This is a genomic window from Sanguibacter sp. HDW7, from assembly GCF_011300875.1.
GTDB lineage: Bacteria > Actinomycetota > Actinomycetes > Actinomycetales > Cellulomonadaceae > Flavimobilis.
This window is the reverse complement of record NZ_CP049862.1, coordinates 674,912-698,483: the sequence shown is the minus strand read 5'-3', so window position 1 is coordinate 698,483 and position 23,572 is coordinate 674,912. Positions and strand designations below refer to the sequence as shown.

Below are 23,572 nucleotides of genomic sequence, written 5' to 3'. Positions count from 1 at the left end.
TCAGTCGACCTCCTCGACGGTGACGAGATGCGCCACCGTGGCGACCATGCCGCGGATCTCCGGACGGTCCTCCTTCACGGCGATGTCGCCGATCCGCTTGAGGCCCAGAGTACGCAGCGTGTCACGCTGGTTCTGCTTGCCGCCGATGGCGGACTTCTTCTGGGTCACCTTGAGTCGCGCCATCATGCACCAACCTCAGCAGCCTGGGCCGCCTTGCCGGCAGCCTGTGCACGGAGCAGCGACGCCGGGGCGACGTGCTCGAGCGGCAGGCCACGACGCGCCGCAACAGCCTCAGGCTGCTCGAGCGCGCGCAGACCGGCCACGGTCGCGTGCACGATGTTGATCGCGTTGGAGGACCCGAGCGACTTCGAGAGCACGTCGTGGATACCCGCGCACTCGAGGACCGCGCGCACCGGACCACCGGCGATAACGCCGGTACCCGGAGCGGCGGGGCGCAGGAACACCACGCCCGCCGCGGCCTCACCCGTCACCGCGTGAGGGATCGTGCCCTGGATGCGGGGGACGGCGAAGAAGTTCTTCTTCGCCTCCTCGACACCCTTGGCGATCGCCGCGGGGACCTCCTTGGCCTTGCCGTAGCCGACGCCGACCGTGCCGTTGCCGTCACCGACGACCACGAGGGCGGTGAAGCTGAAGCGACGACCACCCTTCACGACCTTCGAGACGCGGTTGATGGTGACGACGCGCTCGACGAAGGCGCTCTTCTCGGCCGCGTCGCCGCGGCGGTCGTTGCGACGGCCGTCGCGGTCGCCGCGACGGCGATCGCCCTGCTCGTTGCTGGCGCCGCCCGCAGGGGCGCCCGTGTTGCGCTGCCCAGCAGCCATCAGATCGTCCTCTTCTTCTCGGAGTGGGTACGCGCCGTCACAGGGACAGACCGCCCTCACGGGCGCCGTCGGCGACCGCAGCGACCCGACCGTGGTACTTGTTACCACCACGGTCGAACACGACGACGTCGATGCCGGCAGCCTTGGCACGCTCGGCGACGAGCTCGCCGACCTTGCGGGCCTTCGCCGACTTGTCGCCGTCGAGCGCACGCACGTCGGCCTCGAGCGTCGAGGCGGACGCCAGGGTGCGACCCACGGCGTCGTCGACGATCTGAGCCGTCATGTGGCGCGTAGAACGCGTCACGACGAGACGGGGGCGAGCAGCGGAGCCCGAGATCTTCTTGCGGAGGCGCAGGTGACGACGCTTGCGCGCCACCGCCGTGCCCTTGCCCAGAACCTTGATCGCCATGGTCACTTACCAGCCTTTCCGGCCTTGCGGCGGACGTTCTCGCCGGCGTAGCGCACACCCTTGCCCTTGTACGGCTCAGGCTTGCGGATCTTGCGGATGTTCGCAGCGACCTCGCCGACCTGCTGCTTCGAGATACCGGCCACGGAGAACTTCGTGGGGCCCTCGACAGCGAACGTGATGCCCTCGGGCGGCGTGATGACGACCGGGTGGCTGAAGCCGAGCGCGAACTCGAGGTCCGTGCCCTTCGCGACGACGCGGTAACCCGTGCCGACGATCTCGAGCTTCTTCTCGTAGCCCTCGGTCACGCCGATGACGACGTTCGAGAGGAGCGTGCGCGTGAGGCCGTGCAGCGCGCGGGAGTCGCGGTCGTCCCCACGACGGGTGACGACGATAGCGCCGTCCTCGTCGCGCGCGACCTCGATCTGAGCGGGGACGACGTGCTCGAGGGTGCCCTTGGGCCCCTTGATGGTCACGAGGGCACCGCTGATGGTGACGTCCACTCCGGCCGGGACCGGGACGGGGATCTTACCGATGCGAGACATGGTTTTCTCTCCTCTCCCGATTACCAGACGTAGGCGAGGACTTCCCCACCCACGCCCTTCTCTGCGGCCTGCTTGTCCGTGAGGAGGCCCGAGGACGTGGAGAGGATCGCCACGCCCAGACCGCCGAGGACCTTCGGCAGGTTGGTGGACTTCGCGTAGACGCGGAGGCCGGGCTTGGAGACCCGGCGGACGCCCGAGAGGGCGCGCTCGCGCGACTGCGAGTACTTCAGCTCGATCGTGAGGGTCTGGCCGACTGCGGCCGCCTCGACGTTCCAGCCCGAGATGTAGCCCTCACGCTTGAGGATCTCGGCAATGTTCGACTTCAGCTTCGAGTACGGCATGGAGACCGTGTCGTGCTGAGCCCGGTTTGCGTTACGCAGACGCGTCAGCATGTCTGCGATGGGGTCAGTCATCGTCATTGGGCTTGTGCCCTTCCTCGTCGGGGTATCCGTGCCGCCACCCGGAGGCATCGGCTCGGACCTGCGACGTAGTTGTTACCAGCTGCTCTTCGTGACGCCCGGGAGCTCGCCACGGTGGGCCATCTCACGGACGCACACACGGCAGAGACCGAACTTGCGGTACACCGAGCGCGGACGACCGCACTTCTGGCACCGGGTGTAGGCGCGGACACCGAACTTGGGCTTGGCGGCGGCCTTGTTGACGAGGGCCTTCTTAGCCATGTCAGTTCTCCTTGAACGGGAAGCCGAGCTGACGGAGGAGCGCGCGGCCCTCGTCGTCGGTCTTCGCGGTCGTCACGACGGTGATGTCCATGCCGCGGACGCGGTCGATCGCGTCCGGGTCGATCTCATAGAACATCGACTGCTCGTTGAGGCCGAACGTGTAGTTGCCGTTGCCGTCGAACTGCTTCGGCGACAGACCGCGGAAGTCACGGATGCGCGGAAGCGCAACCGAGAGGAGGCGGTCGGCGAACTCCCACATGCGGTCGCCGCGGAGCGTCGTGTGCGCACCGATCGGCATGCCCTCACGGAGCTTGAACTGTGCGATGGACTTGCGGGCCTTCGTCACCTGGGGCTTCTGGCCCGTGATGAGCGTGAGGTCGCGGATCGCACCCTCGATGAGCTTCGAGTCCTTCGCAGCGTCACCGACACCCATGTTGACCACGATCTTGGTCAGACGCGGGACCTCGTTGACGTTGCCGTAGGAGAACTGCTCCTGCAGGGCAGGAACGATCTCGGCGGCGTAGCGCGCCTTGAGGCGCGGCTTCGTGGTGGTCTCGGTGCTCATCAGATGTCCTTCTCAGCGTCGCCGTGGCCGCGGGTCACGCGGACGCGGACGTTCTTGGAACGACCGTCACGCTCGACCTGCTCCGTACGGCTGCCCAGACGCTTGGCGCGCTTGGCGTCAGCGTCGTAGTACTGCACGTTGGAGATGTGGATCGGGGCCTCGACACGCTCGATGCCGCCCGAGGTCGCACCGCGCTGGGTCTGGCCAGCCTTGGTGTGCTTCGTGACGACGCCGACGCCCTCGACGATGACGCCGTCGGAGTCCTTGAGGACCTCGAGGACGCGACCCGTGAGGCCCTTGTCCTTGCCGGCGATGACGACGACCTGGTCGCCCTTCTTGATCTGCGCCATGTCAGATCACCTCCGGTGCGAGCGAGATGATCTTCATGAAGCGCTTGTCGCGCAGCTCACGCCCGACGGGACCGAAGATGCGCGTGCCGCGCGGCTCCCCGTCGTTCTTGAGGATCACGGCCGCGTTCTCGTCGAACTTGATGTAGGAACCGTCGGCGCGGCGGCGCTCCTTGACGGTACGGACGATGACCGCCTTGACGACGTCGCCCTTCTTGACGTTGCCGCCAGGGATCGCGTCCTTGACGGTTGCGACGATGGTGTCGCCGATTCCGGCGTAGCGACGGCCCGAACCACCGAGAACGCGGATGCAAAGGATTTCCTTGGCGCCCGTGTTGTCGGCGACACGAAGTCGCGACTCCTGCTGGATCATGTAGTGAACTCCTGTCGTCGAGCTGGTTCTCGCGCTGCGAGCCTTGCCGAACGGATACTTTCCAATGCTGCGGCGAAGCGGAGTCTACCTCCTTCGGGAGGCAGACCCCACTTCGCCGTCAGACGTGCTACTTGGCCTTCTCCACGATCTCGACCAGACGCCACCTCTTCGAGGCGGACAGCGGACGAGTCTCCATGATGACGACCAGGTCGCCGATCCCCGCCGAGTTCTGCTCGTCGTGGGCCTTGACCTTGCTCGAACGGCGGATGACCTTGCCGTAGAGCGGGTGCTTGACGCGGTCCTCGACCTCGACGACGACGGTCTTGTCCATCTTGTCGGACACGACGTAGCCGCGGCGGGTCTTGCGCTGGTTGCGCGCGTCGGTGGTGTTCTCGCTCATCTCAGCCTTCACTCACTCACGCTCGGGGCGGTACGGATGCCGAGCTCACGCTCACGGAGGATCGTGTAGATCCGAGCGATGTCACGGCGGACCGCCTTGAGGCGGCCGTGGGACTCGAGCTGACCCGTCGCGGACTGGAAGCGGAGGTTGAACAGCTCCTGCTTCGCCTTGTCCAGCTCGGCGACGAGCTTGTCGTCGTCCATCGCGTCCAGCTCGATCGCGGCCAGGTCCTTGCTACCGACAGCCATCAGTTGACACCACCCTCGCGCACCACGAAACGGCACTTCATCGGGAGCTTGTGCATCGCACGGCGCATGGCCTCACGGGCCAGCTCCTCGTCGACGCCGGCCAGCTCGAAAACGATGCGGCCGGGCTTGACGTTGGCGATCCACCACTCGGGCGAACCCTTACCGGAACCCATGCGGGTCTCGGCGGGCTTCTTCGTGAGCGGGCGGTCGGGGTAGATGTTGATCCACACCTTTCCACCACGCTTGATGTGACGCGTCATCGCGATACGAGCGGACTCGATCTGACGGTTGGTCACGTAGGCGGGCTCCAGAGCCTGGATGCCGTACTCGCCGAACGCGATCTGGGTACCGCCCTTAGCAGCACCCGAGCGGCTCGGGTGGTGCTGCTTGCGGTGCTTGAGCCTGCGCGGGATCAGCATGCTCAGGCCTCCGTTCCGGACTCAGCGGCCGCGGGCGCCTCCTGGGCGGGGGCCTCGGCCGAGGCGGGGGCGTCGGCAGCAGCCGGACGCTCCGGACGACGACCACCACGGGCGGGACGCTCGCCACGGCCACCACGGCCGCGCGGGGCCTGGGAGGCCTGCTCGCGAGCGAACTCCTTCTCCGTCATGTCGCCCTTGTAGATCCACACCTTGACGCCGATGCGACCAAAGGTGGTGCGGGCCTCGAAGAAGCCGTAGTCGATGTTCGCGCGAAGCGTGTGCAGCGGCACACGACCCTCGCGGTAGAACTCCGAACGGCTCATCTCGGCGCCGCCGAGACGCCCGGCGCACTGGACACGGATGCCCTTGGCGCCGGCGCGCTGCGCGGACTGCATGCCCTTGCGCATCGCACGACGGAAGGAGACGCGGGAAGCAAGCTGCTCCGCGATGCCCTGAGCGACGAGCTGAGCGTCGATCTCGGCGTTCTTCACCTCGAGGATGTTGAGCTGGACCTGCTTGCCCGTGAGCTTCTCGAGCTCGCCGCGGATGCGGTCGGCCTCGGCGCCACGGCGACCGATGACGATGCCCGGGCGCGCCGTGTGGATGTCCACGCGGACGCGGTCACGGGTGCGCTCGATCTCGACCTTGGAGATACCCGCGCGCTCGAGTCCCTCGGACATGAGCTTGCGGATCTGGACGTCCTCACGGACGTAGTCGCGGTACCGCTGACCGGCCTTGGTCGAGTCGGCGAACCAGCGCGACCGGTGGTCGGTGGTGATGCCGAGTCGGTACCCCAGCGGGTGAATCTTCTGTCCCACTAGCGGGCACTTCCCTTCAGGTCACGCGGCTCGACGACCACGGTGATGTGGCTCGTCCGCTTGAGGATGCGGCCGGCACGTCCCTGCGCGCGGGGGCGGAAACGCTTGAGCGTCGGGCCCTCGTCCACGAAGATCTGCGTCACGACGAGGGACTCGCGGACGAGACCACCGTTGTTGACCGCGTTGGCGGCAGCCGACTCGACGACCTTGAGGACGTCATCGGCGGCCGACTGCGGGGCGTAGGTCAGCGTGAGCACCGCGTCGGCCACGGACGAGCCGCGGACGAGGTCGGCGACACGGCGGACCTTCTGGGGGGTGGCGCGGACGAACCGGGCGATCGCGAAGTCTCCCGCGGCATCGCCGAGCAGGTTGTCCCGCCGGGTGCGCTTGTCAGTGACTGCGCTCATCGCCTTCTACCCTTCTTGTCATCCTTCACGTGCCCCTTGAAGGTGCGCGTGGGGGCGAACTCGCCCAGCTTGTGGCCGACCATCGACTCGGTGACGAACACCGGGACGTGCTTGCGACCGTCGTGAACGGCGAAGGTGTGACCGAGGAAGTCGGGCGTGATGACCGACCGGCGGGACCACGTCTTGATGACGTTCTTCGTCCCGGCCTCGTTCTGGACATCGACCTTCTTCTGAAGGTGTCCGTCGACGAAAGGACCCTTCTTCAGGCTGCGTGGCATCTGTCAGGCTCCTATCAGCGCTTCTTGCCAGTACGACGGCGACGCACGATGAGCTTGTCGCTCGCCTTGTTCGGACGGCGGGTGCGGCCCTCCGGCTTGCCCCAGGGGCTGACCGGGTGACGACCACCGGACGTACGACCCTCACCACCACCATGCGGGTGGTCGACGGGGTTCATGACGACACCACGGACGGTCGGGCGGACGCCCTTCCACCGCATGCGGCCGGCCTTGCCCCAGTTGATGTTCGACTGCTCGGCGTTGCCGACCTCGCCGACGGTCGCGCGGCAGCGCGCGTCGACGTTGCGGATCTCGCCGGACGGCATACGCAGCTGGGCGTAGGGGCCGTCCTTCGCGACGAGCTGCACCGAGGTGCCGGCCGAACGCGCGATCTTCGCGCCGCCACCGGGGCGGAGCTCGATCGCGTGGATGACCGTACCGGTCGGGATGTTGCGCAGCGGCAGGTTGTTGCCGGGCTTGATGTCGGCCGAGGGACCTGCCTCGACGACGTCGCCCTGCGACAGCTTGTTCGGCGCGATGATGTAACGCTTCTCGCCGTCCGCGTAGTGAAGGAGCGCGATGCGCGCGGTGCGGTTGGGGTCGTACTCGATGTGAGCGACCTTGGCCGGCACGCCGTCCTTGTCGTGGCGACGGAAGTCGATGACGCGGTAGGCACGCTTGTGGCCACCGCCCTTGTGACGCGTCGTGATGCGACCGGTGTTGTTACGGCCACCCGTCTTCGTCAGCGGGCGGACCAGCGACTTCTCCGGCTCCGATCGCGTGATCTCGACGAAGTCCGCGACGCTCGCGCCGCGACGACCCGGCGTCGTCGGCTTGTACTTACGGATTCCCATGGGAACTTGTCCTCAATCTGCTGTTCGACCGGCGTCAGCCGACCGGGCCGCCGAAGATGTCGATCGAGCCCTCGCGGAGGGTGACGATCGCGCGCTTCGTGTCCTTGCGCTTGCCGATGCCGAAGCGGGTGCGACGCGACTTCCCCTTGCGGTTGATCGTGTTCACCGACTCGACCTTGACGCCGAAGACCTTCTCGATAGCGATCTTGATCTCGGCACGGTTGGCGTCGGGGGCCACGACGAAGGTGTACTTACCCTCGTCGAGGAGCCCGTAGCTCTTCTCGGAGACGACCGGCGCGATCAGGATGTCGCGCGGGTTCTTCTGCAGAGCGCTCACTTGGCGTCCTCCTCGGCGATCTCGGCGGACGAGGCCACAGCGGTGGCGGAACGTCCGGTGGTCGGCCCGGCCAGGAACGCCTCGAGGGCGCCCTGGGTGAAGACGATGTCGTCCGAGATCAGCACGTCGTAGGTGTTGAGCTGGTCAGCGACCAGCAGGTGCACCTGCGGAGCGTTGCGGAGCGACTTCACCGTGAGGTCATCGCCCCGCTCGAGCACGACGAGGACGTTCTTGCGCTCGGAGAAGCCCGCGAGGACCTTGAGCGCCGAGCTCGTCGACGGCGCGCCGTCGATGCCGAAGCCGGTGACGACGTGGACGCGACCGTGACGGGCGCGGTCCGAGAGGGCGCCACGGAGAGCAGCGGCCTTCATCTTCTTGGGGGTGCGCTGCGTGTAGTCACGCGGCGTCGGGCCGTGGACGACGCCACCGCCGGCGAACTGCGGCGCGCGGGTCGATCCCTGGCGGGCACGACCGGTGCCCTTCTGCTTGTACGGCTTGCGCCCACCACCGGAGACCTCAGCACGGGTCTTGGTGTCGGCCGTGCCCTGGCGCGCAGCAGCGCGCTGGGCGACGACGACCTGGTGGATGAGCGGGACGTTCGTCTGGACGTCGAACACCTCGGCAGGAAGCTCGGCGGTGCCGGCCTTCTTGCCCTTCGGGTCGATGACGTCGACGGTCAGCGTGTCAGCCATGATTGCGGTCACGCTCCCTTCACGGCGCTACGCACGAGGACGACGCCGCCCTTGGGGCCGGGAACAGCGCCCTTGACGAGCAGCAGGCCCTTCTCAGCGTCGACCGCGAAGACGGTCAGGTTCTGGGTGGTCTGGCGCGCGTTACCCATGCGGCCGGCCATGCGCTGGCCGCGGAAGACGCGACCGGGCGTCGAAGCGCCACCGATCGAGCCGGGCTTGCGGTGGTTACGGTGCGCACCGTGGGAGGCGCCAACGCCGGAGAAGCCGTGGCGCTTCATGACACCGGCAAAGCCCTTGCCCTTGGTCGTGCCGACGACGTCGACCACCGCGCCGGCCTCGAAGGCCTCCGCGTTGATCTCCTGGCCGAGCGTGTACTCGGCAGCGTCGGACGTCCGGACCTCGACGAGGTGACGGCGCGGCGTGACGCCGGCCTTCTCGAAGTGGCCCTTGAGGGGCTTGGTGACCTTGCGAGGGTCGATCTGGCCCGTAGCGAGCTGGACGGCCGTGTAGCCGTCGTTCTCGAGCGAACGGATCTGGGTCACGACGTTGGCACCGACGCGCACGACGGTGACGGGCACGATGCGGCCCGACTCGTCCCAAGCCTGCGTCATGCCGAGCTTCGTGCCGAGAACCGCCGTCACGGGGCGGTCGTTCTGAGCGGTCATGTTCTTCGTCCTCCCGCTCAGAGCTTGATCTCGATGTTCACGTCCGCAGGCAGGTCGAGACGCATGAGCGAGTCGACGGCCTTCGGCGTGGGATCGATGATGTCGATGAGCCGCTTGTGCGTGCGCATCTCGAAGTGCTCGCGGCTGTCCTTGTACTTGTGAGGCGACCGGATGACGCAGAAAACGTTCTTCTCCGTCGGCAGCGGCACCGGACCCACGACCGTTGCACCAGCGCGGACCACCGTGTCGACGATCTTGCGCGCCGAGCTGTCGATGACCTCGTGGTCGTAGGACTTGAGCCGGATGCGGATCTTCTGTCCCGCCATGGCGTCGTCTGACTCTCTCTCTAGAACTGCAGGAAGTCCGACCCACGCGCTCGGGCGTGTCGCTATGTGCGGCACACCCGGTCACACGCTCCCCTGAGGGATATCGGGCCGGGGGTGTGTCGTTCCGGTTCTCGCAGGCGATCACCGGGACGTCACGACGTTCGGAGGCCTGTCGGGCGCTCACCGTGAGGGGCATTCAATCTGTGCGCACAGAGAGTCCACCTCACGGGATAGACCCGCGGATCAACACACTGTTCGACACTTGAATGAGCGCGCCCGTGACAGGCAACTTGACCATCCTGCCATGACAACCCGCCTCCGCACAAACTCTCGCGCCCGTGACCTGCGTCTCATCGCTTCCGCAGCCGGGTGGGAGGAGGCCATCGGGCACCGATGGCGACACGTGTCGACGGCGTACGCCGGGCCGCCGGCGACGAGAGTCACTCTCGCGCGGGCGAGCCCTCAACGACCGGTCGTCTACCGCGGCCGTACATGCCGCTAGGCCCGGCCCCCGCGGACGGGGACCGGGCCTAGCAGTGGTTGCAGCTCACGCGAGCCGCGGACCAGGGATCAGAAGATCACTTGAGGATCTTCGTGACCTGGCCCGAGCCGACCGTGCGGCCACCCTCGCGGATGGCGAAGCCGAGGCCCTCGTCCATCGCGATGGGCTGGATCAGCGTGACCGTCATCTCGGTGTTGTCACCAGGCATGACCATCTCGGTGCCCTCGGGCAGCGTGATGACGCCGGTGACGTCCGTGGTGCGGAAGTAGAACTGCGGACGGTAGTTCGAGTAGAACGGGTTGTGACGGCCACCCTCGTCCTTGGCGAGGATGTAGACACGCGCCTCGAACTCGGTGTGGGGCGTGATCGAGCCCGGCTTGACGACGACCTGGCCGCGCTCGACGTCCTCGCGCTTGATGCCACGCAGGAGGAGACCGGTGTTGTCGCCGGCCTGAGCCTGGTCCATCTGCTTGTGGAACGTCTCGATGCCCGTGACCGTGGTCTTCTGGACCGGACGGATACCGACGATCTCGACCTCGGAGTTGACGTCGAGCGTGCCACGGTCGACCTTGCCGGTGACGACGGTGCCACGACCGGTGATCGTGAAGACGTCCTCGATCGGCATGAGGAACGGCATGTCGAGGTCACGGACGGGGTCCGGGACGCTCTCGTCCACGGCCTCCATGAGCTCGATGATCTTCGCCGCCCACTCCGGGTCGCCCTCGAGAGCCTTGAGGCCCGAGACGCGGATAACGGGAGCGTCGTCGCCGGGGAAGCCCTGCGACGAGAGAAGCTCACGCACCTCCATCTCGACGAGCTCGAGGATCTCCTCGTCGTCGACCATGTCGGACTTGTTGAGGGCGACGAGGAGGTAGGGAACGCCGACCTGGCGCGCGAGCAGAACGTGCTCACGCGTCTGGGCCATCGGGCCGTCGGTGGCGGCGACGACGAGGATCGCACCGTCCATCTGGGCCGCACCCGTGATCATGTTCTTGATGTAGTCAGCGTGACCCGGCGCGTCGACGTGCGCGTAGTGACGCTTCGGCGTCTCGTACTCGATGTGCGAGATGTTGATCGTGATGCCGCGCTGCTTCTCTTCGGGAGCCTTGTCGATCTCGTCGAAGTTGCGCTGCTTGTTCGCGGGCAGGTCGGGGAACGTGTCCGCGAGCGTCTTCGAGATCGCAGCCGTCAGCGTGGTCTTGCCGTGGTCGACGTGACCGATGGTTCCGACGTTGACGTGCGGCTTGCTCCGCTCGAACTTGGCCTTCGCCACTGGGGTCCTCCTGGGACTTGGGTAGTTGTGCCGAACGATGCAGGTTCCCGGCCCCCGAGGGGGCCGGGCACCTGCCGGGCGTGCGGGTCGCTACAGGTTGATTGATTGAAACTTGCTGGTCGACCTGTGGGGACTCACTCGCCCCGGGTCTTCTTGATGATCTCTTCGGCAACGTTCCGAGGAACCTCGGAGTAGCTGTCGAACTGCATCGAGTACACGGCGCGTCCCTGCGTCTTGGAACGCAGGTCACCGATGTACCCGAACATCTCGGAGAGCGGCACCTGGGCACGCACCACCTTGACGCCGGTGGCGTCCTCCATGGACTGGATCATGCCACGGCGCGAGTTGATGTCGCCGATGACGTCACCCATGTACTCCTCGGGAGTACGAACCTCGACGGCCATGACGGGCTCGAGGATGACGGGGTCCGCCTTGCGGATGCCCTCCTTGAGAACCATCGAGCCGGCGATCTTGAACGCCATCTCCGAGGAGTCGACGTCGTGGTACGCACCGTCGATGAGCGTCGCCTTCACACCCACGAGCGGGAACCCGGCGAGGACGCCGAGCTGCATCGCTGACTGGATACCGGCGTCGACCGACGGGATGTACTCACGCGGGATGCGACCACCGGTGACGGCGTTGACGAACTCGTAGAGCTGGCCGTCGGTCGTGTCGAGCGGCTCGAAGGTCACCTGGACCTTGGCGAACTGACCCGAACCACCGGTCTGCTTCTTGTGCGTGTAGTCGACCTTCTCCGCCGTGCGGCGGATGGTCTCGCGGTACGCGACCTGCGGCTTGCCGACGTTCGCCTCGACCTTGAACTCGCGACGCATGCGGTCGACGAGGATGTCGAGGTGAAGCTCGCCCATGCCGCCGATGACGGTCTGACCGGTCTCGTCGTCGAGCTTGACGCGGAAGGTCGGGTCCTCCTCGGCGAGCTTCTGGATCGCGATGCCGAGCTTCTCCTGGTCGGCCTTCGTCTTCGGCTCGATCGCCACGTCGATGACGGGCTCGGGGAAGGTCATCGACTCGAGGACCACCGGGTTCGCCGGGTCGCTGAGCGTGTCACCCGTGGTGACGTCCTTGAGGCCGATGAACGCGTAGATGTGGCCGGCGCTCGCCGAGTCGACCGGGTTCTCCTTGTTGGAGTGCATCTGGAAGAGCTTCCCGACGCGCTCCTTCTTGCCCTTGGTCGCGTTGAGGATCTGCGCGCCCTGGTCGACCTTGCCCGAGTAGACACGGACGTAGGTGAGCTTGCCGAAGAACGGGTGCGTGGCGACCTTGAACGCCAGAGCCGCGAACGGCTCGTCGGCGTCGGGGTGACGCTCGATCTTGATCTCCTCGTCACGGGGGCTCGAGCCCTCGATGGCGGGGACGTCGAGCGGCGACGGCAGGTAGTCGATGACCGCGTCGAGCATGGGCTGGACGCCCTTGTTCTTGAACGCCGAGCCACACAAGACCGGGAACGCCTCGCCCGCGATGACGAGCTTGCGGATGCCGGACTTGATCTCGGCGACCGTGAGCTCCTCGCCACCGAGGTACTTCTCGAGGAGGTCCTCGTCGGCCTCCGCGACGTCCTCGATGAGCTGGGCACGGTACTGCTCAGCCTTCTCCTGGAGGTCGGCCGGGATCTCCTCGATGTCGTACTGCTCGCCGAGCTTGGTCTCGCCGCGCCAGACCATGGCCTTCATCTCAAGGAGGTCGACCATGCCGATGAAGTCGTTCTCAGCGCCGATGGGCAGCTGGACGACGAGCGGCTTCGCCTTGAGGCGCTCGACGATCGTCTTGACCGTGAAGTAGAAGTCCGCACCGAGCTTGTCCATCTTGTTGACGAAGCAGATGCGCGGGACGTTGTACTTGTCGGCCTGGCGCCAGACGGTCTCGGACTGGGGCTCGACGCCCTCCTTGCCGTCGAACACCGCGACGGCACCGTCGAGGACGCGCAGCGAGCGCTCGACCTCGACCGTGAAGTCCACGTGCCCGGGGGTGTCGATGATGTTGATCTGGTTGTCGTGCCAGTAGCAGGTCGTCGCGGCGGACGTGATCGTAATGCCGCGCTCCTGCTCCTGCTCCATCCAGTCCATCGTCGAGGCACCGTCGTGCGTCTCGCCGAGCTTGTAGTTGACACCCGTGTAGAACAGGATGCGCTCGGTGGTTGTGGTCTTGCCGGCATCGATGTGGGCCATGATGCCGATGTTGCGGACCTTGTTCAGGTCGGTCAGCACGTCAAGTGCCACGAGTTTTCCCCTTAGTGGTGGGAGGTCGACGTCGAACGGGCGCGAGCCCGCGTGCCGGAGGCGCCCCGGGGTGTCCGGGGCGCCTCACGGTGATCACCAGCGGTAGTGCGCGAACGCCCTGTTGGACTCCGCCATCTTGTGCATGTCCTCGCGGCGCTTGACCGCGGCGCCGAGGCCGTTCGAGGCGTCGAGGATCTCGTTCATGAGGCGCTCGGTCATCGTCTTCTCGCGGCGAGCGCGCGAGAAGTCGGTGAGCCAGCGGAGCGCGAGCGTCGTCTGACGCGTCGGGCGGACCTCGACGGGCACCTGGTACGTGGCACCACCGACGCGGCGCGAGCGGACCTCGAGCGCCGGGCGGATGTTCTCGAGCGCGCGCTTGAGCACGACGACGGGGTCGCCGTCGACCTTGGCGCGAACACCCTCGAGGGCGCCGTAGACGATCGCCTCGGCGGTCGTCTTCTTGCCGTCGAGAAGAACCTTGTTGATGAGCTGCGTGACGACGGGCGATCCGTAGACCGGGTCGACGATGATCGGCCGCTTCGGGGCCGGACCCTTACGAGGCATCAGGCCTTCTCCTTCTTCGCGCCGTAGCGGCTGCGGGCCTGCTTACGGTTCTTGACGCCCTGCGTGTCGAGCGCGCCACGGACGATCTTGTAGCGAACACCGGGAAGGTCCTTCACACGACCGCCACGCACGAGCACGATGGAGTGCTCCTGGAGGTTGTGGCCGACACCGGGGATGTACGCGGTGACCTCGACCTGGCTCGAGAGGCGCACACGGGCGACCTTCCGGAGCGCCGAGTTCGGCTTCTTGGGGGTGGTGGTGTACACACGCGTGCACACGCCACGCCGCTGCGGGGAGCCCTTGAGCGCGGGAGTCTTCGACTTCCCGGGCTTGGAGGTCCGCCCCTTGCGGACGAGCTGCTGGATCGTAGGCACTACGTCTCCGTTGTCTTCTCGAGCTGAGCGGGGCCGAGCCCCGCCGGGTGTGGTCTGTGTCGCGCCTGCAGCGTCGGCGCACACCCGTCCCCAACTCCGTGGGGACGGAACGCCAACTACCACCGGCTCGATGGTCCGTCGGGGCTGGCGTGCGCCAGTCCGTCCGGAATACCTGCATGACCGTCGGGGACATCCGTGCGTGGCACGGCGTCGATCCCCCGGGAGGCCGGCGTGGCACCTAGGTGTCACGCCCACTTCGCGGAGCATCGCCTCCGCCGCGTCCGCCGGGCGAGCCGGCCGTGCGCATGCGGATGCCCGACGGTGCGGGCACAGTGTCCAACAGTAACGACGGCGATCCCGCACTGTCAAAGGACGCGGACACGTCGCGGGTGTGATCCCGCGCACCGCTCCCCTCCGACGGCCGAGGGGCCCGCCGCACGTGTGCGACGGGCCCCTCGGACATGCAGGCTGCTCAGCGACTCACTGGTAGTCGCCGAAGTCGATCTCGTCGAGCGGGATCGCGTCCCCAGAGCCCATGCCGAGCGTCGGGAAGTCGATCTCGTCGTACCCGAAGCTCGGGTAGAGCTCGGCCTTCGCCGCCTCGGTCGGCTCGACCGTGACGTCGCGGTAGCGGGGCATACCCGTACCGGCAGGGATGAGCTTACCGAGGATGACGTTCTCCTTGAGCCCGAGGAGCGGGTCACGACGGCCGCTCATCGCGGCCTCCGTGAGCACGCGCGTCGTCTCCTGGAACGACGCCGCGGACAGCCACGACTCGGTCGCGAGCGACGCCTTCGTGATGCCCATGAGCTCGGGACGACCCGAGGCCGGGCGACCGCCCTCGGCGACCGCGGCCCGGTTGGCGTCCTCGAAGCGCGAACGCTCCGCGAGCTCACCCGGGAGGAGCGTCGTGTCGCCCGACTCGAGCACCGTCACGCGACGGAGCATCTGACGGACGATGACCTCGATGTGCTTGTCGTGGATGTCCACGCCCTGCGAGCGGTAGACCTCCTGGACCTCGTCGACGAGGTGCTTCTGCGTCTGGCGCGGGCCGAGGATGCGCAGGACCTTCTTGGGGTCCACCGCACCCTGGACGAGCTGGGCACCGACCTCGACGTGCTCACCATCGGAGATGAGCAGACGGGCACGCTTGGTCACCGGGTACGCGATCTCCTCGCCGCCGTCGTCCGGCGTGAGGACGAGGCGACGCGAACGGTCGGACTCGTCGATCGTGATGCGGCCGGAGAACTCCGCGATCGGCGCCTCACCCTTGGGGGTGCGGGCCTCGAAGAGCTCGGTGACACGGGGAAGACCCTGCGTGATGTCGTCCGCCGAGGCCACACCACCGGTGTGGAACGTACGCATCGTCAGCTGCGTGCCGGGCTCACCGATCGACTGGGCCGCGATGATGCCGACGGCCTCGCCGATGTCGACGAGCTTGCCGGTCGCGAGCGAACGGCCGTAGCACTTCGCGCACGTGCCGACGCGCGACTCGCACGTGAGGACCGAACGAACCTTGAGGTCCGCCACGCCGGCCTCGACGAGCACGTCGATGAGCACGTCGCCGACGTCCTCGCCCGCCTCGCCGACAACCTTGCCGTCGACCTCGACCGCGGTCGCGAGCGTCCGCGAGTAGATCGAGGTCTCGACCTTGTCGTGACGCGTGAACGAGCCGTCGCGGCCCTTCTTCGCGACCGGGAGCGTGAGGCCACGCTCCGTGCCACAGTCCTCCTCGCGGACGATGACGTCCTGCGAGACGTCGACGAGACGACGCGTGAGGTAGCCGGAGTCCGCCGTACGGAGGGCCGTGTCGGCCAGACCCTTACGGGCACCGTGCGTCGCGATGAAGTACTCGACGACCGAGAGGCCCTCACGGTAGTTGGACTTGATCGGGCGCGGGATGATCTCGCCCTTCGGGTTCGCCACGAGACCGCGCATACCGGCGATCTGACGGACCTGCATCCAGTTACCACGCGCGCCCGAGCCGACCATGCGGTAGACCGTGTTGCGGCTGCGTCCCTCGAAGTTCGAGCGCATGGCAGCAGCGACCTTGTCCGTCGCCTGCGTCCAGATCTCGATGAGCTCCTGACGACGCTCGTCGTCCGTGATGAGGCCCTTCTCGTACTGGCCCTGCACACGGAGCGCGCGCTCCTCGTGAGCGTCGAGGATCTCGCGCTTGTCGTTCGGCGTCGTGACGTCGGAGATCGCGATGGTGACGCCCGAACGCGTCGCCCAGCGGAAGCCCGCGGACTTCAGCGCGTCGAGCGACTCGGCGACGTCAGCCTTGGGGTACTTCTCCGCGAGCTCGTTGACGATCGCCGAGAGCTGCTTCTTGTCGACGACACCGTTGACGTACGGGTAGTCGATCGGGAGCGTCTCGTTGAAGAGCGCGCGACCGAGCGTCGTCTCGACGAGGAGCGACGTGCCGGACTCCCAGCCCTCGGGGGCCTCGAAGTCCACGGGCGGCACGAAGTCGTCCATGCGGATCTTCACGATCGCGTTGAGGTCGAGCGAACCCTGGTCGAACGCCATGATCGCCTCGGCGACCGACGCGAACGCGCGGCCCTCGCCCACAGCGTCCTCACGGTCCGACGTCAGGTGGAACAGACCGATGATCATGTCCTGCGAGGGCATGGTCACCGGACGGCCGTCCGACGGCTTGAGGATGTTGTTGCTCGAGAGCATGAGGATGCGCGCCTCGGCCTGGGCCTCGGCGGACAGCGGCAGGTGGACAGCCATCTGGTCGCCGTCGAAGTCGGCGTTGAACGCCGCGCAGACGAGCGGGTGCAGGTGGATGGCCTTGCCCTCGACGAGCTGCGGCTCGAACGCCTGGATACCCAGACGGTGCAGCGTGGGAGCACGGTTGAGGAGGACAGGGTGCTCGGTGATGACCTCTTCGAGGACGTCCCACACGACCGGGCGCGCGCGCTCGACCATCCGCTTGGCGGACTTGATGTTCTGCGCGTGGTTGAGGTCGACGAGACGCTTCATGACGAACGGCTTGAAGAGCTCGAGCGCCATCTGCTTCGGCAGGCCGCACTGGTGCAGCTTGAGCTGCGGGCCGACGACGATGACCGAACGGCCCGAGTAGTCGACGCGCTTGCCGAGGAGGTTCTGGCGGAAACGACCCTGCTTGCCCTTGAGCATGTCCGAGATGGACTTGAGCGGGCGGTTGCCGGGGCCCGTCACCGGGCGGCCACGACGGCCGTTGTCGAACAGCGAGTCCACGGCCTCCTGGAGCATGCGCTTCTCGTTGTTGACGATGATCTCGGGGGCACCGAGGTCGAGAAGACGCTTGAGGCGGTTGTTGCGGTTGATGACGCGGCGGTACAGGTCGTTGAGGTCCGACGTCGCGAAACGTCCACCGTCGAGCTGCACCATCGGGCGAAGGTCCGGCGGGATGACCGGGACGGCGTCCAGCACCATGGCCGACGGCGAGTTCGTCGTCGTGAGGAAGGCGTTGACGACCTTGAGGCGCTTGAGGGCGCGGGTCTTCTTCTGGCCCTTGCCCGTCGCGATGATCTCGCGGAGCAGCTCGGACTCGGCGACGAGGTCGAAGTCCTGCAGACGCTTCTGGATCGCCGCGGCGCCCATCGAGCCCTCGAAGTAGTTGCCGTACCGGTCGGCGAGCGAGCGGTAGAGCATCTCGTCGCCGAGGAGGTCACCGACCTTGAGGTTCTTGAACTTGTCCCAGACCTCCTCGAGACGGTCGAGCTCTGCGTCCGAGCGCTTGCGCAGCTGCGCCATCTCGCGCTCGGCCGAGTCGCGGACCTTGCGGCGGGCGTCGGCGCGAGCGCCCTCGGCCTCGAGCGTCGCGAGGTCGTCCTCGAGACGCTTCGCGCGCGTCTCGATCTCGTTGTCACGGCGGTCCGTGATCTCCTTCTTCTCTAGGTCGATCTCGTTCTGGAGGTTGGGGAGGTCCTCGTGGCGACCGTCGGCGTCGACCGACGTGATCATGTACGCCGCGAAGTAGATGACCTTCTCGAGGTCCTTCGGGGCGATGTCGAGCAGGTAGCCGAGGCGCGAGGGCACACCCTTGAAGAACCAGATGTGCGTGACGGGCGCTGCGAGCTCGATGTGGCCCATGCGCTCACGACGGACCTTCGAACGCGTCACCTCGACGCCGCAGCGCTCGCAGATGATGCCCTTGAAGCGCACGCGCTTGTACTTGCCGCAGTAGCACTCCCAGTCCCGGGTCGGACCGAAGATCTTCTCGCAGAAGAGACCGTCCTTCTCGGGCTTGAGGGTGCGGTAGTTGATGGTCTCGGGCTTCTTGACCTCACCGTGCGACCAGGCGCGGATGTCGTCCGCGGTCGCCAGTCCGATACGCAGCTCGTCGAAGACGTTGACGTCGAGCAATGTGTCCTACTTCCGTGGTCCGCCGGGGTGGGGCTCCCGCCCCGGCGTCATTCTCGAAAAAGTGGTGTCAGGCTCGCGCGGCCCGCATCGTGTGCGGAGCGGGCCACGCGCCCGAGGTCAGATCTCGTCGATCGAGGCGGCTGCGTTGGGGCGGCGGGACAGGTCGATGCCCAGCTCCTCCGCAGCGCGGTACACCTCGTCGTCGGACTCGCGCATCTCGATCGAGACGCCGTCGGACGACAGCACCTCGACGTTGAGGCAGAGCGACTGCATCTCCTTGAGGAGGACCTTGAAGGACTCCGGGATGCCCGAGTCGGGGATGTTCTCGCCCTTGACGATCGCCTCGTAGACCTTGACACGGCCGGGGACGTCGTCCGACTTGATGGTGAGCAGCTCCTGGAGGGTGTAGGCAGCGCCGTACGCCTCGAGGGCCCACACCTCCATCTCGCCGAATCGCTGTCCACCGAACTGCGCCTTACCACCGAGCGGCTGCTGCGTGATCATCGAGTAGGGACCCGTCGACCGCGCGTGGATCTTGTCGTCCACGAGGTGGTGCAGCTTGAGGATGTACATGTAGCCCACGGACACCGGCTCCGGGAACGGCTCGCCGGAGCGGCCGTCGAAGAGACGGGCCTTGCCGTCGCCGCCGACCATGCGGTCGCCGTCGCGGTTCGGGATGGTCGCGCCGAGGAGGCCCGTGAGGCCCTCCTCCTCGAGACCGTCGAACACGGGGGTCGCGAGCGGGCGGCCGGGCTCGGAGGCGAGCGCCGTCTCCGGGAGCGACTTGAGCCACTCGAGGTCGCCCTCGGCCAGCTTGACGTCGTAGCCCTGCGAGGCGATCCACCCGAGGTGGACCTCGAGCACCTGGCCGACGTTCATACGGCCCGGGACACCCATGGGGTTGAGGATGATGTCGACCGGCGTGCCGTCCGGGAGGAACGGCATGTCCTCGACAGGAAGGATCGTCGAGATGACGCCCTTGTTGCCGTGGCGGCCGGCGAGCTTGTCACCCGCGGTGATCTTGCGTCGCTGCGCGATGTAGACGCGCACGAGCTCGTTGACGCCGGCGGGCAGCTCGTCGCCGTCCTCGCGACGGAACTCCTTGACGCCGATGACCGTGCCCGACTCGCCGTGGGGAACCTTGAGCGACGTGTCGCGGACCTCACGGGCCTTCTCGCCGAAGATCGCACGGAGCAGGCGCTCCTCCGGGGTGAGCTCGGTCTCGCCCTTGGGCGTGACCTTGCCGACGAGCACGTCGCCGGCGCCGACCTCGGCACCGATGCGGATGATGCCGCGCTCGTCGAGGTCCGCGAGGACCTCCTCGGAGACGTTCGGGATGTCCCGCGTGATCTCCTCCGGGCCGAGCTTCGTGTCACGAGCGTCGATCTCGTGCTCCTCGATGTGGATCGAGGAGAGGACGTCGTCCTGGACGAGGCGCTGCGACAGGATGATCGCGTCCTCGTAGTTGTGACCCTCCCACGACATGAACGCGACGAGGAGGTTGCGGCCGAGCGCGAGCTCGCCACCGTCGGTCGCGGGGCCGTCGGCGAGGACGGAACCGACCTCGACACGCTGGCCCTCGTCGACGAGGACACGCTGGTTGTACGACGTGCCCTGGTTCGAGCGACGGAACTTCGACGCGCGGTAGCTCGTCTTCGTGCCGTCGTCGTTCGCGACCGTCACGAGGTCGGCGGAGACCTCCGTGACGACGCCCGGACGCGTCGCGACGATGACGTCGCCCGCGTCGACCGCGGCACGCCACTCCATGCCGGTGCCGACGAGCGGCGCCTCGGAGCGGACGAGCGGCACGGCCTGGCGCTGCATGTTCGCACCCATGAGGGCGCGGTTCGCGTCGTCGTGCTCGAGGAACGGGATGAGCGCGGTCGCGACCGAGACCATCTGGCGCGGGGAGACGTCCATGTAGTCGACGTCGGCACGCGGAGCCAGGTCGACCTCGCCGCCCTTCATGCGGACCGTGACGCGGGCGTCGACGAACGCGCCGTCGAGCGTCAGCGGCTGGTTGGCCTGGGCGATGATGTGGCGGTCCTCGTCGTCGGCCGTGAGGTAGACGACCTCGTCGGTGACGACCCCGTCGACAACCTTGCGGTACGGCGTCTCGATGAAGCCGAACGGGTTGATGCGACCGAACGACGCGAGCGAGCCGATGAGGCCGATGTTCGGGCCTTCAGGCGTCTCGATGGGGCACATGCGGCCGTAGTGCGACGGGTGGACGTCACGGACCTCCATGCCGGCGCGGTCGCGCGAGAGACCGCCCGGGCCGAGCGCCGAGAGACGACGCTTGTGGGTGAGACCCGCGAGCGGGTTGTTCTGGTCCATGAACTGCGAGAGCTGCGACGTCCCGAAGAACTCCTTGATGGAGGCCACGACGGGGCGGATGTTGATGAGCGTCTGCGGCGTGATGGCCTCGACGTCCTGCGTCGTCATGCGCTCGCGCACGACACGCTCCATGCGCGACAGGCCCGTGCGGACCTGGTTCTGGATGAGCTCGCCCACGGCGCGGATACGACGGTTGCCGAAGTGGTCGATGTCGTCGGTCTCGACACGCACGTCGATGTTCTCGCCGTCGCGCAGACCGCCCATCGTCACCTTGTCGGCGTGCAGCGACGCGAGGTACTTGATGGTCGCGACGATGTCCGAGACCTCGAGCACCGAGGCCTCGAGCTCCGCGTCGCGGCCGAGCTTCTTGTTGAGCTTGTAGCGGCCGACCTTCGCGAGGTCGTAGCGCTTGGAGTTGAAGTAGAAGTTGTCGAGCAGGCTGCGCCCGGCCTCGACCGTCGGCGGCTCGCCCGGACGGATCTTGCGGTAGAGGTCGACGAGCGCCTCGTCCTGCGTCTGGACCGTGTCCTTGTCGAGCGTGTCGAGGACCGCGGGGAACTCCGCGAACTCCTCGCGGATCTCGGACTCCGTGAGGCCGAGGGCCTTGAGGAGGACCGTCACCGACTGCTTGCGCTTGCGGTCGACGCGGACGCCGACGGCGTCACGCTTGTCGATCTCGAACTCGAGCCACGCGCCACGGCTCGGGATGACCTTTGCCGAGAAGATGTCCTTGTCCGACGTCTTGTCGGGCGTGCGCTCGAAATAGACGCCCGGCGAACGGACGAGCTGGGAGACGACGACACGCTCGGTGCCGTTGATGATGAAGGTGCCGCGCTCCGTCATGAGCGGGAAGTCGCCCATGAAGACCGTCTGGCTCTTGATCTCGCCCGTACCCGTGTTCGTGAACTCGGCCGTGACGAAGAGCGGCGCAGCGAAGGTGAAGTCCTTCTCCTTGCACTCGTCGGCCGAGTGCTTCGGCGGCTCGAACCGGTGGTTCGAGAACGCGAGCTCCATGGTCTCGCCGAAGTCCTGGATCGGGGAGATCTCCTCGAAGATCTCCTCGAGGCCCGACTTCATCGGGACGTCCCGACGGCCGGCCTCCTGCGCGGCGGCGACGCGCGCCTGCCACTTCTCGTTGCCGAGGAGCCAGTCGAAGCTCTCGGTCTGAAGCCCCAGGAGGTCGGGGACCTCGAGGGGCTCATAGATCCTTGCGAAGGAGAGACGCGGCGACGCGGTGCGGTTCGCGATCGCGTCGGCGGACGGTGCAGAAGGGGTGCGCGAGGCAGCCAAGAGGGGTCCTTCCCTGCGGTTCGAGTGCACGCTGTGCGCTTCGGCGCACCCGACCGCCGACCACGTTCCGCGCACGGCTACGGCCAGCGGTGGGATACCGTGGGCCGTGCAGGCAGGGATTCGATGGCGGGCAAGACGTCAGGACACACGTCAGCGCAAAGCGCTAGCATAATGCCGAATGGTCGCCCGAAGCAACCATCCTGGTCAGGTGAGGTGAACCACACCTGTTTCCCGCACGCGAGCGGCGGCCTTCGGCCACCACCACCCGTCCGGGCGACAACCCCGTGAGGGGTTCGAACTCGTCCCCACACGCCCGCCATCTGATGCGTGAGGCTGCGGCGCGCGACAGGCACGCCAACAGGCCACTCTAGCATGCCGCCGCAACCGGGTCGCCGCAGCCCTCGCTACGCCGAAGACCCCGGCACGCGGGTGCGCACCGGGGCCCACGGTGGGAGCTGTGGCCGTGCCGTCAGCGATCCTCGAGCTTCGTCTTCGCCGGCTGGAGCGCGACGTGCCACGTCACGACGTCGTCATAGGTCGCAACAGGCATCTGGTTGCGCAAGTCGTCGGAGGACGAGCCACCGCCGACCTTGAGCTCGATCGTGCGGGTCTCCCCCAACGTGAACGGGTCGATGGACGCCGACGCCTTCGTCACGACGGTTCCGTCAGCGTCGAGCCCCAGGACGAACATGTCGTCCTCCGAGAGTCCCGTCCGCTCCGGCATGCCGGGCTTGAGACCGTTGAGCGTCACCGTCACCGGGAGGGTCGCGTCTCCCCCCTTGCCCTCGACCTTGCCGACCTCGGTCGTGAGGTCGTAGTAGTCGAGGTACGGGTCACGCGTCACGAGATTGACCGAGGGCGTGATCTTGGCCGCGGGCTTCGCGTCCTTCGAGTCGGCGCTGAACTTCACCATCTCCTCGAGGTCGAACGCCTGGAACGAGTACGACTCGCCCGGGAGCAGCGGAACCGTGAGGTCCTCGTTCGCCGTCCTGCCGCCGTCGACGGCGCCGTCGAGCCACAGGTCAAACGTGCACGGCACGTCCATGCGGTTCGTCACCGTCACGGGGATGTAGTGCCGCCAGGTACGGTCGATCGAGCTCGCCCACTCGTCGCTCGCCGCAGAGATCTTGCCGAACGTCACCTCGACGTCGCCCTCGTCCGCGTCGCCGGGGGCGCACCAGAGCGAGGCGTCGACCTCCGGCGCGTTCGTCGTCGGCGCGGCGTCGGGAGTCGTGGTCTCCTCACCGGGCGTCGTCGGCGCCGGGATCGTCGGCGCGGGAACCGTCGTGGGCGGCACGATCGTCGGGCCGGGGTCGTTGCTCGCGGTACAGCCGGTGAGCGCGATCGCGCACACCCCGGCCACCAGCAGGGTCCTCGAGCTCTTCACGCTCATCCGCTCCTCCTCATGCTCCTGGGTCCGGTGACAGTAACCAGCAC

27 protein-coding genes are annotated in these 23,572 nt (G+C 67.2%); all 27 read right to left on the bottom strand.

Going from position 1 to position 23,572, the window contains the following annotated elements:
• The 27 genes from rpmD to G7063_RS03110 all read right to left on the bottom strand — a co-directional run bounded on the left by rpmD (position 1) and on the right by G7063_RS03110 (position 23,528).
• Complete coding sequence (rpmD, locus tag G7063_RS03240) at positions 1–183, bottom strand: 50S ribosomal protein L30 (RefSeq protein WP_166415171.1); 183 nt, start codon at positions 181–183, stop codon at positions 1–3.
• Positions 183–842, bottom strand: coding sequence for a 30S ribosomal protein S5 (rpsE, locus tag G7063_RS03235; RefSeq protein ID WP_166413106.1), 660 nt, complete (start codon positions 840–842; stop codon positions 183–185). Before rpsE ends, rpmD begins: the two co-directional genes overlap by 1 nt.
• Before the next feature lie 37 nt (positions 843–879).
• Positions 880–1,251 carry a 50S ribosomal protein L18 gene (gene rplR / locus G7063_RS03230; RefSeq protein ID WP_166415170.1) on the bottom strand — a complete coding sequence of 124 codons (372 nt, stop codon included), beginning with the start codon at positions 1,249–1,251 and terminating at the stop codon, positions 880–882.
• A 2-nt stretch (positions 1,252–1,253) separates the two neighbouring features.
• The gene (rplF, locus tag G7063_RS03225; protein WP_166413104.1) at positions 1,254–1,793 is read right to left on the bottom strand and encodes a 50S ribosomal protein L6; all 540 of its coding nucleotides are present in this window, start codon (positions 1,791–1,793) and stop codon (positions 1,254–1,256) included.
• 20 nt (positions 1,794–1,813) lie between these two features.
• Positions 1,814–2,212, bottom strand: a complete 399-nt coding sequence (rpsH, locus tag G7063_RS03220) for a 30S ribosomal protein S8 (protein WP_102509343.1) — start codon at positions 2,210–2,212, stop codon at positions 1,814–1,816.
• Positions 2,213–2,287: 75 nt separating this feature from the next.
• On the bottom strand, positions 2,288–2,473 hold the full coding sequence (locus G7063_RS03215) for a type Z 30S ribosomal protein S14 (RefSeq protein WP_166413102.1): 186 nt from the start codon (positions 2,471–2,473) through the stop codon (positions 2,288–2,290).
• Position 2,474: 1 nt separating this feature from the next.
• A complete protein-coding gene (gene rplE / locus G7063_RS03210) occupies positions 2,475–3,038 on the bottom strand; it encodes a 50S ribosomal protein L5 (protein ID WP_166413099.1) in 564 nt (187 codons plus the stop codon).
• Entirely contained in the window at positions 3,038–3,388 is a 351-nt protein-coding gene (rplX, locus tag G7063_RS03205) for a 50S ribosomal protein L24 (protein WP_166413098.1), read from the bottom strand. The genes rplE and rplX overlap by 1 nt, the downstream gene beginning before the upstream one ends.
• Position 3,389: 1 nt before the next feature.
• Positions 3,390–3,758, bottom strand: a complete 369-nt coding sequence (gene rplN, locus G7063_RS03200; protein WP_166413096.1) for a 50S ribosomal protein L14 — start codon at positions 3,756–3,758, stop codon at positions 3,390–3,392.
• Between the two features lie 127 nt (positions 3,759–3,885).
• Positions 3,886–4,158 carry a 30S ribosomal protein S17 gene (rpsQ, locus tag G7063_RS03195; RefSeq protein ID WP_102510575.1) on the bottom strand — a complete coding sequence of 91 codons (273 nt, stop codon included), beginning with the start codon at positions 4,156–4,158 and terminating at the stop codon, positions 3,886–3,888.
• An 8-nt stretch (positions 4,159–4,166) separates the two neighbouring features.
• A complete protein-coding gene (gene rpmC / locus G7063_RS03190; RefSeq protein WP_166413094.1) occupies positions 4,167–4,406 on the bottom strand; it encodes a 50S ribosomal protein L29 in 240 nt (79 codons plus the stop codon).
• Positions 4,406–4,825, bottom strand: a complete 420-nt coding sequence (rplP, locus tag G7063_RS03185; RefSeq protein WP_102509349.1) for a 50S ribosomal protein L16 — start codon at positions 4,823–4,825, stop codon at positions 4,406–4,408. The genes rpmC and rplP overlap by 1 nt, the downstream gene beginning before the upstream one ends.
• Positions 4,826–4,827: 2 nt before the next feature.
• On the bottom strand, positions 4,828–5,643 hold the full coding sequence (rpsC, locus tag G7063_RS03180; protein ID WP_166413092.1) for a 30S ribosomal protein S3: 816 nt from the start codon (positions 5,641–5,643) through the stop codon (positions 4,828–4,830).
• Complete coding sequence (gene rplV / locus G7063_RS03175; protein ID WP_166413090.1) at positions 5,643–6,050, bottom strand: 50S ribosomal protein L22; 408 nt, start codon at positions 6,048–6,050, stop codon at positions 5,643–5,645. The genes rpsC and rplV overlap by 1 nt, the downstream gene beginning before the upstream one ends.
• Positions 6,047–6,328, bottom strand: coding sequence for a 30S ribosomal protein S19 (gene rpsS, locus G7063_RS03170; RefSeq protein ID WP_102509352.1), 282 nt, complete (start codon positions 6,326–6,328; stop codon positions 6,047–6,049). The genes rplV and rpsS overlap by 4 nt, the downstream gene beginning before the upstream one ends.
• Positions 6,329–6,342: 14 nt before the next feature.
• On the bottom strand, positions 6,343–7,179 hold the full coding sequence (gene rplB, locus G7063_RS03165; RefSeq protein WP_166413088.1) for a 50S ribosomal protein L2: 837 nt from the start codon (positions 7,177–7,179) through the stop codon (positions 6,343–6,345).
• A 34-nt stretch (positions 7,180–7,213) separates the two neighbouring features.
• A complete protein-coding gene (gene rplW / locus G7063_RS03160; protein WP_102509354.1) occupies positions 7,214–7,516 on the bottom strand; it encodes a 50S ribosomal protein L23 in 303 nt (100 codons plus the stop codon).
• Entirely contained in the window at positions 7,513–8,208 is a 696-nt protein-coding gene (gene rplD / locus G7063_RS03155) for a 50S ribosomal protein L4 (protein WP_166413086.1), read from the bottom strand. The genes rplW and rplD overlap by 4 nt, the downstream gene beginning before the upstream one ends.
• A gap of 8 nt (positions 8,209–8,216) precedes the next feature.
• The gene (rplC, locus tag G7063_RS03150) at positions 8,217–8,873 is read right to left on the bottom strand and encodes a 50S ribosomal protein L3 (RefSeq protein WP_166413084.1); all 657 of its coding nucleotides are present in this window, start codon (positions 8,871–8,873) and stop codon (positions 8,217–8,219) included.
• Positions 8,874–8,890: 17 nt separating this feature from the next.
• On the bottom strand, positions 8,891–9,199 hold the full coding sequence (gene rpsJ / locus G7063_RS03145; RefSeq protein WP_102509357.1) for a 30S ribosomal protein S10: 309 nt from the start codon (positions 9,197–9,199) through the stop codon (positions 8,891–8,893).
• Positions 9,200–9,777: 578 nt separating this feature from the next.
• Positions 9,778–10,974, bottom strand: coding sequence for an elongation factor Tu (gene tuf / locus G7063_RS03140; RefSeq protein WP_166413082.1), 1,197 nt, complete (start codon positions 10,972–10,974; stop codon positions 9,778–9,780).
• Positions 10,975–11,108: 134 nt separating this feature from the next.
• On the bottom strand, positions 11,109–13,211 hold the full coding sequence (gene fusA, locus G7063_RS03135) for an elongation factor G (RefSeq protein ID WP_166413080.1): 2,103 nt from the start codon (positions 13,209–13,211) through the stop codon (positions 11,109–11,111).
• A gap of 93 nt (positions 13,212–13,304) precedes the next feature.
• The gene (gene rpsG, locus G7063_RS03130) at positions 13,305–13,775 is read right to left on the bottom strand and encodes a 30S ribosomal protein S7 (protein WP_102509360.1); all 471 of its coding nucleotides are present in this window, start codon (positions 13,773–13,775) and stop codon (positions 13,305–13,307) included.
• The gene (gene rpsL / locus G7063_RS03125; RefSeq protein WP_166413078.1) at positions 13,775–14,149 is read right to left on the bottom strand and encodes a 30S ribosomal protein S12; all 375 of its coding nucleotides are present in this window, start codon (positions 14,147–14,149) and stop codon (positions 13,775–13,777) included. The genes rpsG and rpsL overlap by 1 nt, the downstream gene beginning before the upstream one ends.
• Before the next feature lie 480 nt (positions 14,150–14,629).
• The gene (locus G7063_RS03120; RefSeq protein ID WP_166413076.1) at positions 14,630–18,508 is read right to left on the bottom strand and encodes a DNA-directed RNA polymerase subunit beta'; all 3,879 of its coding nucleotides are present in this window, start codon (positions 18,506–18,508) and stop codon (positions 14,630–14,632) included.
• A gap of 117 nt (positions 18,509–18,625) precedes the next feature.
• Positions 18,626–22,135 carry a DNA-directed RNA polymerase subunit beta gene (rpoB, locus tag G7063_RS03115; RefSeq protein WP_166413074.1) on the bottom strand — a complete coding sequence of 1,170 codons (3,510 nt, stop codon included), beginning with the start codon at positions 22,133–22,135 and terminating at the stop codon, positions 18,626–18,628.
• Positions 22,136–22,604: 469 nt separating this feature from the next.
• Positions 22,605–23,528 carry a hypothetical protein gene (locus tag G7063_RS03110; RefSeq protein WP_166413072.1) on the bottom strand — a complete coding sequence of 308 codons (924 nt, stop codon included), beginning with the start codon at positions 23,526–23,528 and terminating at the stop codon, positions 22,605–22,607.
• Positions 23,529–23,572 lie beyond the last annotated feature (44 nt).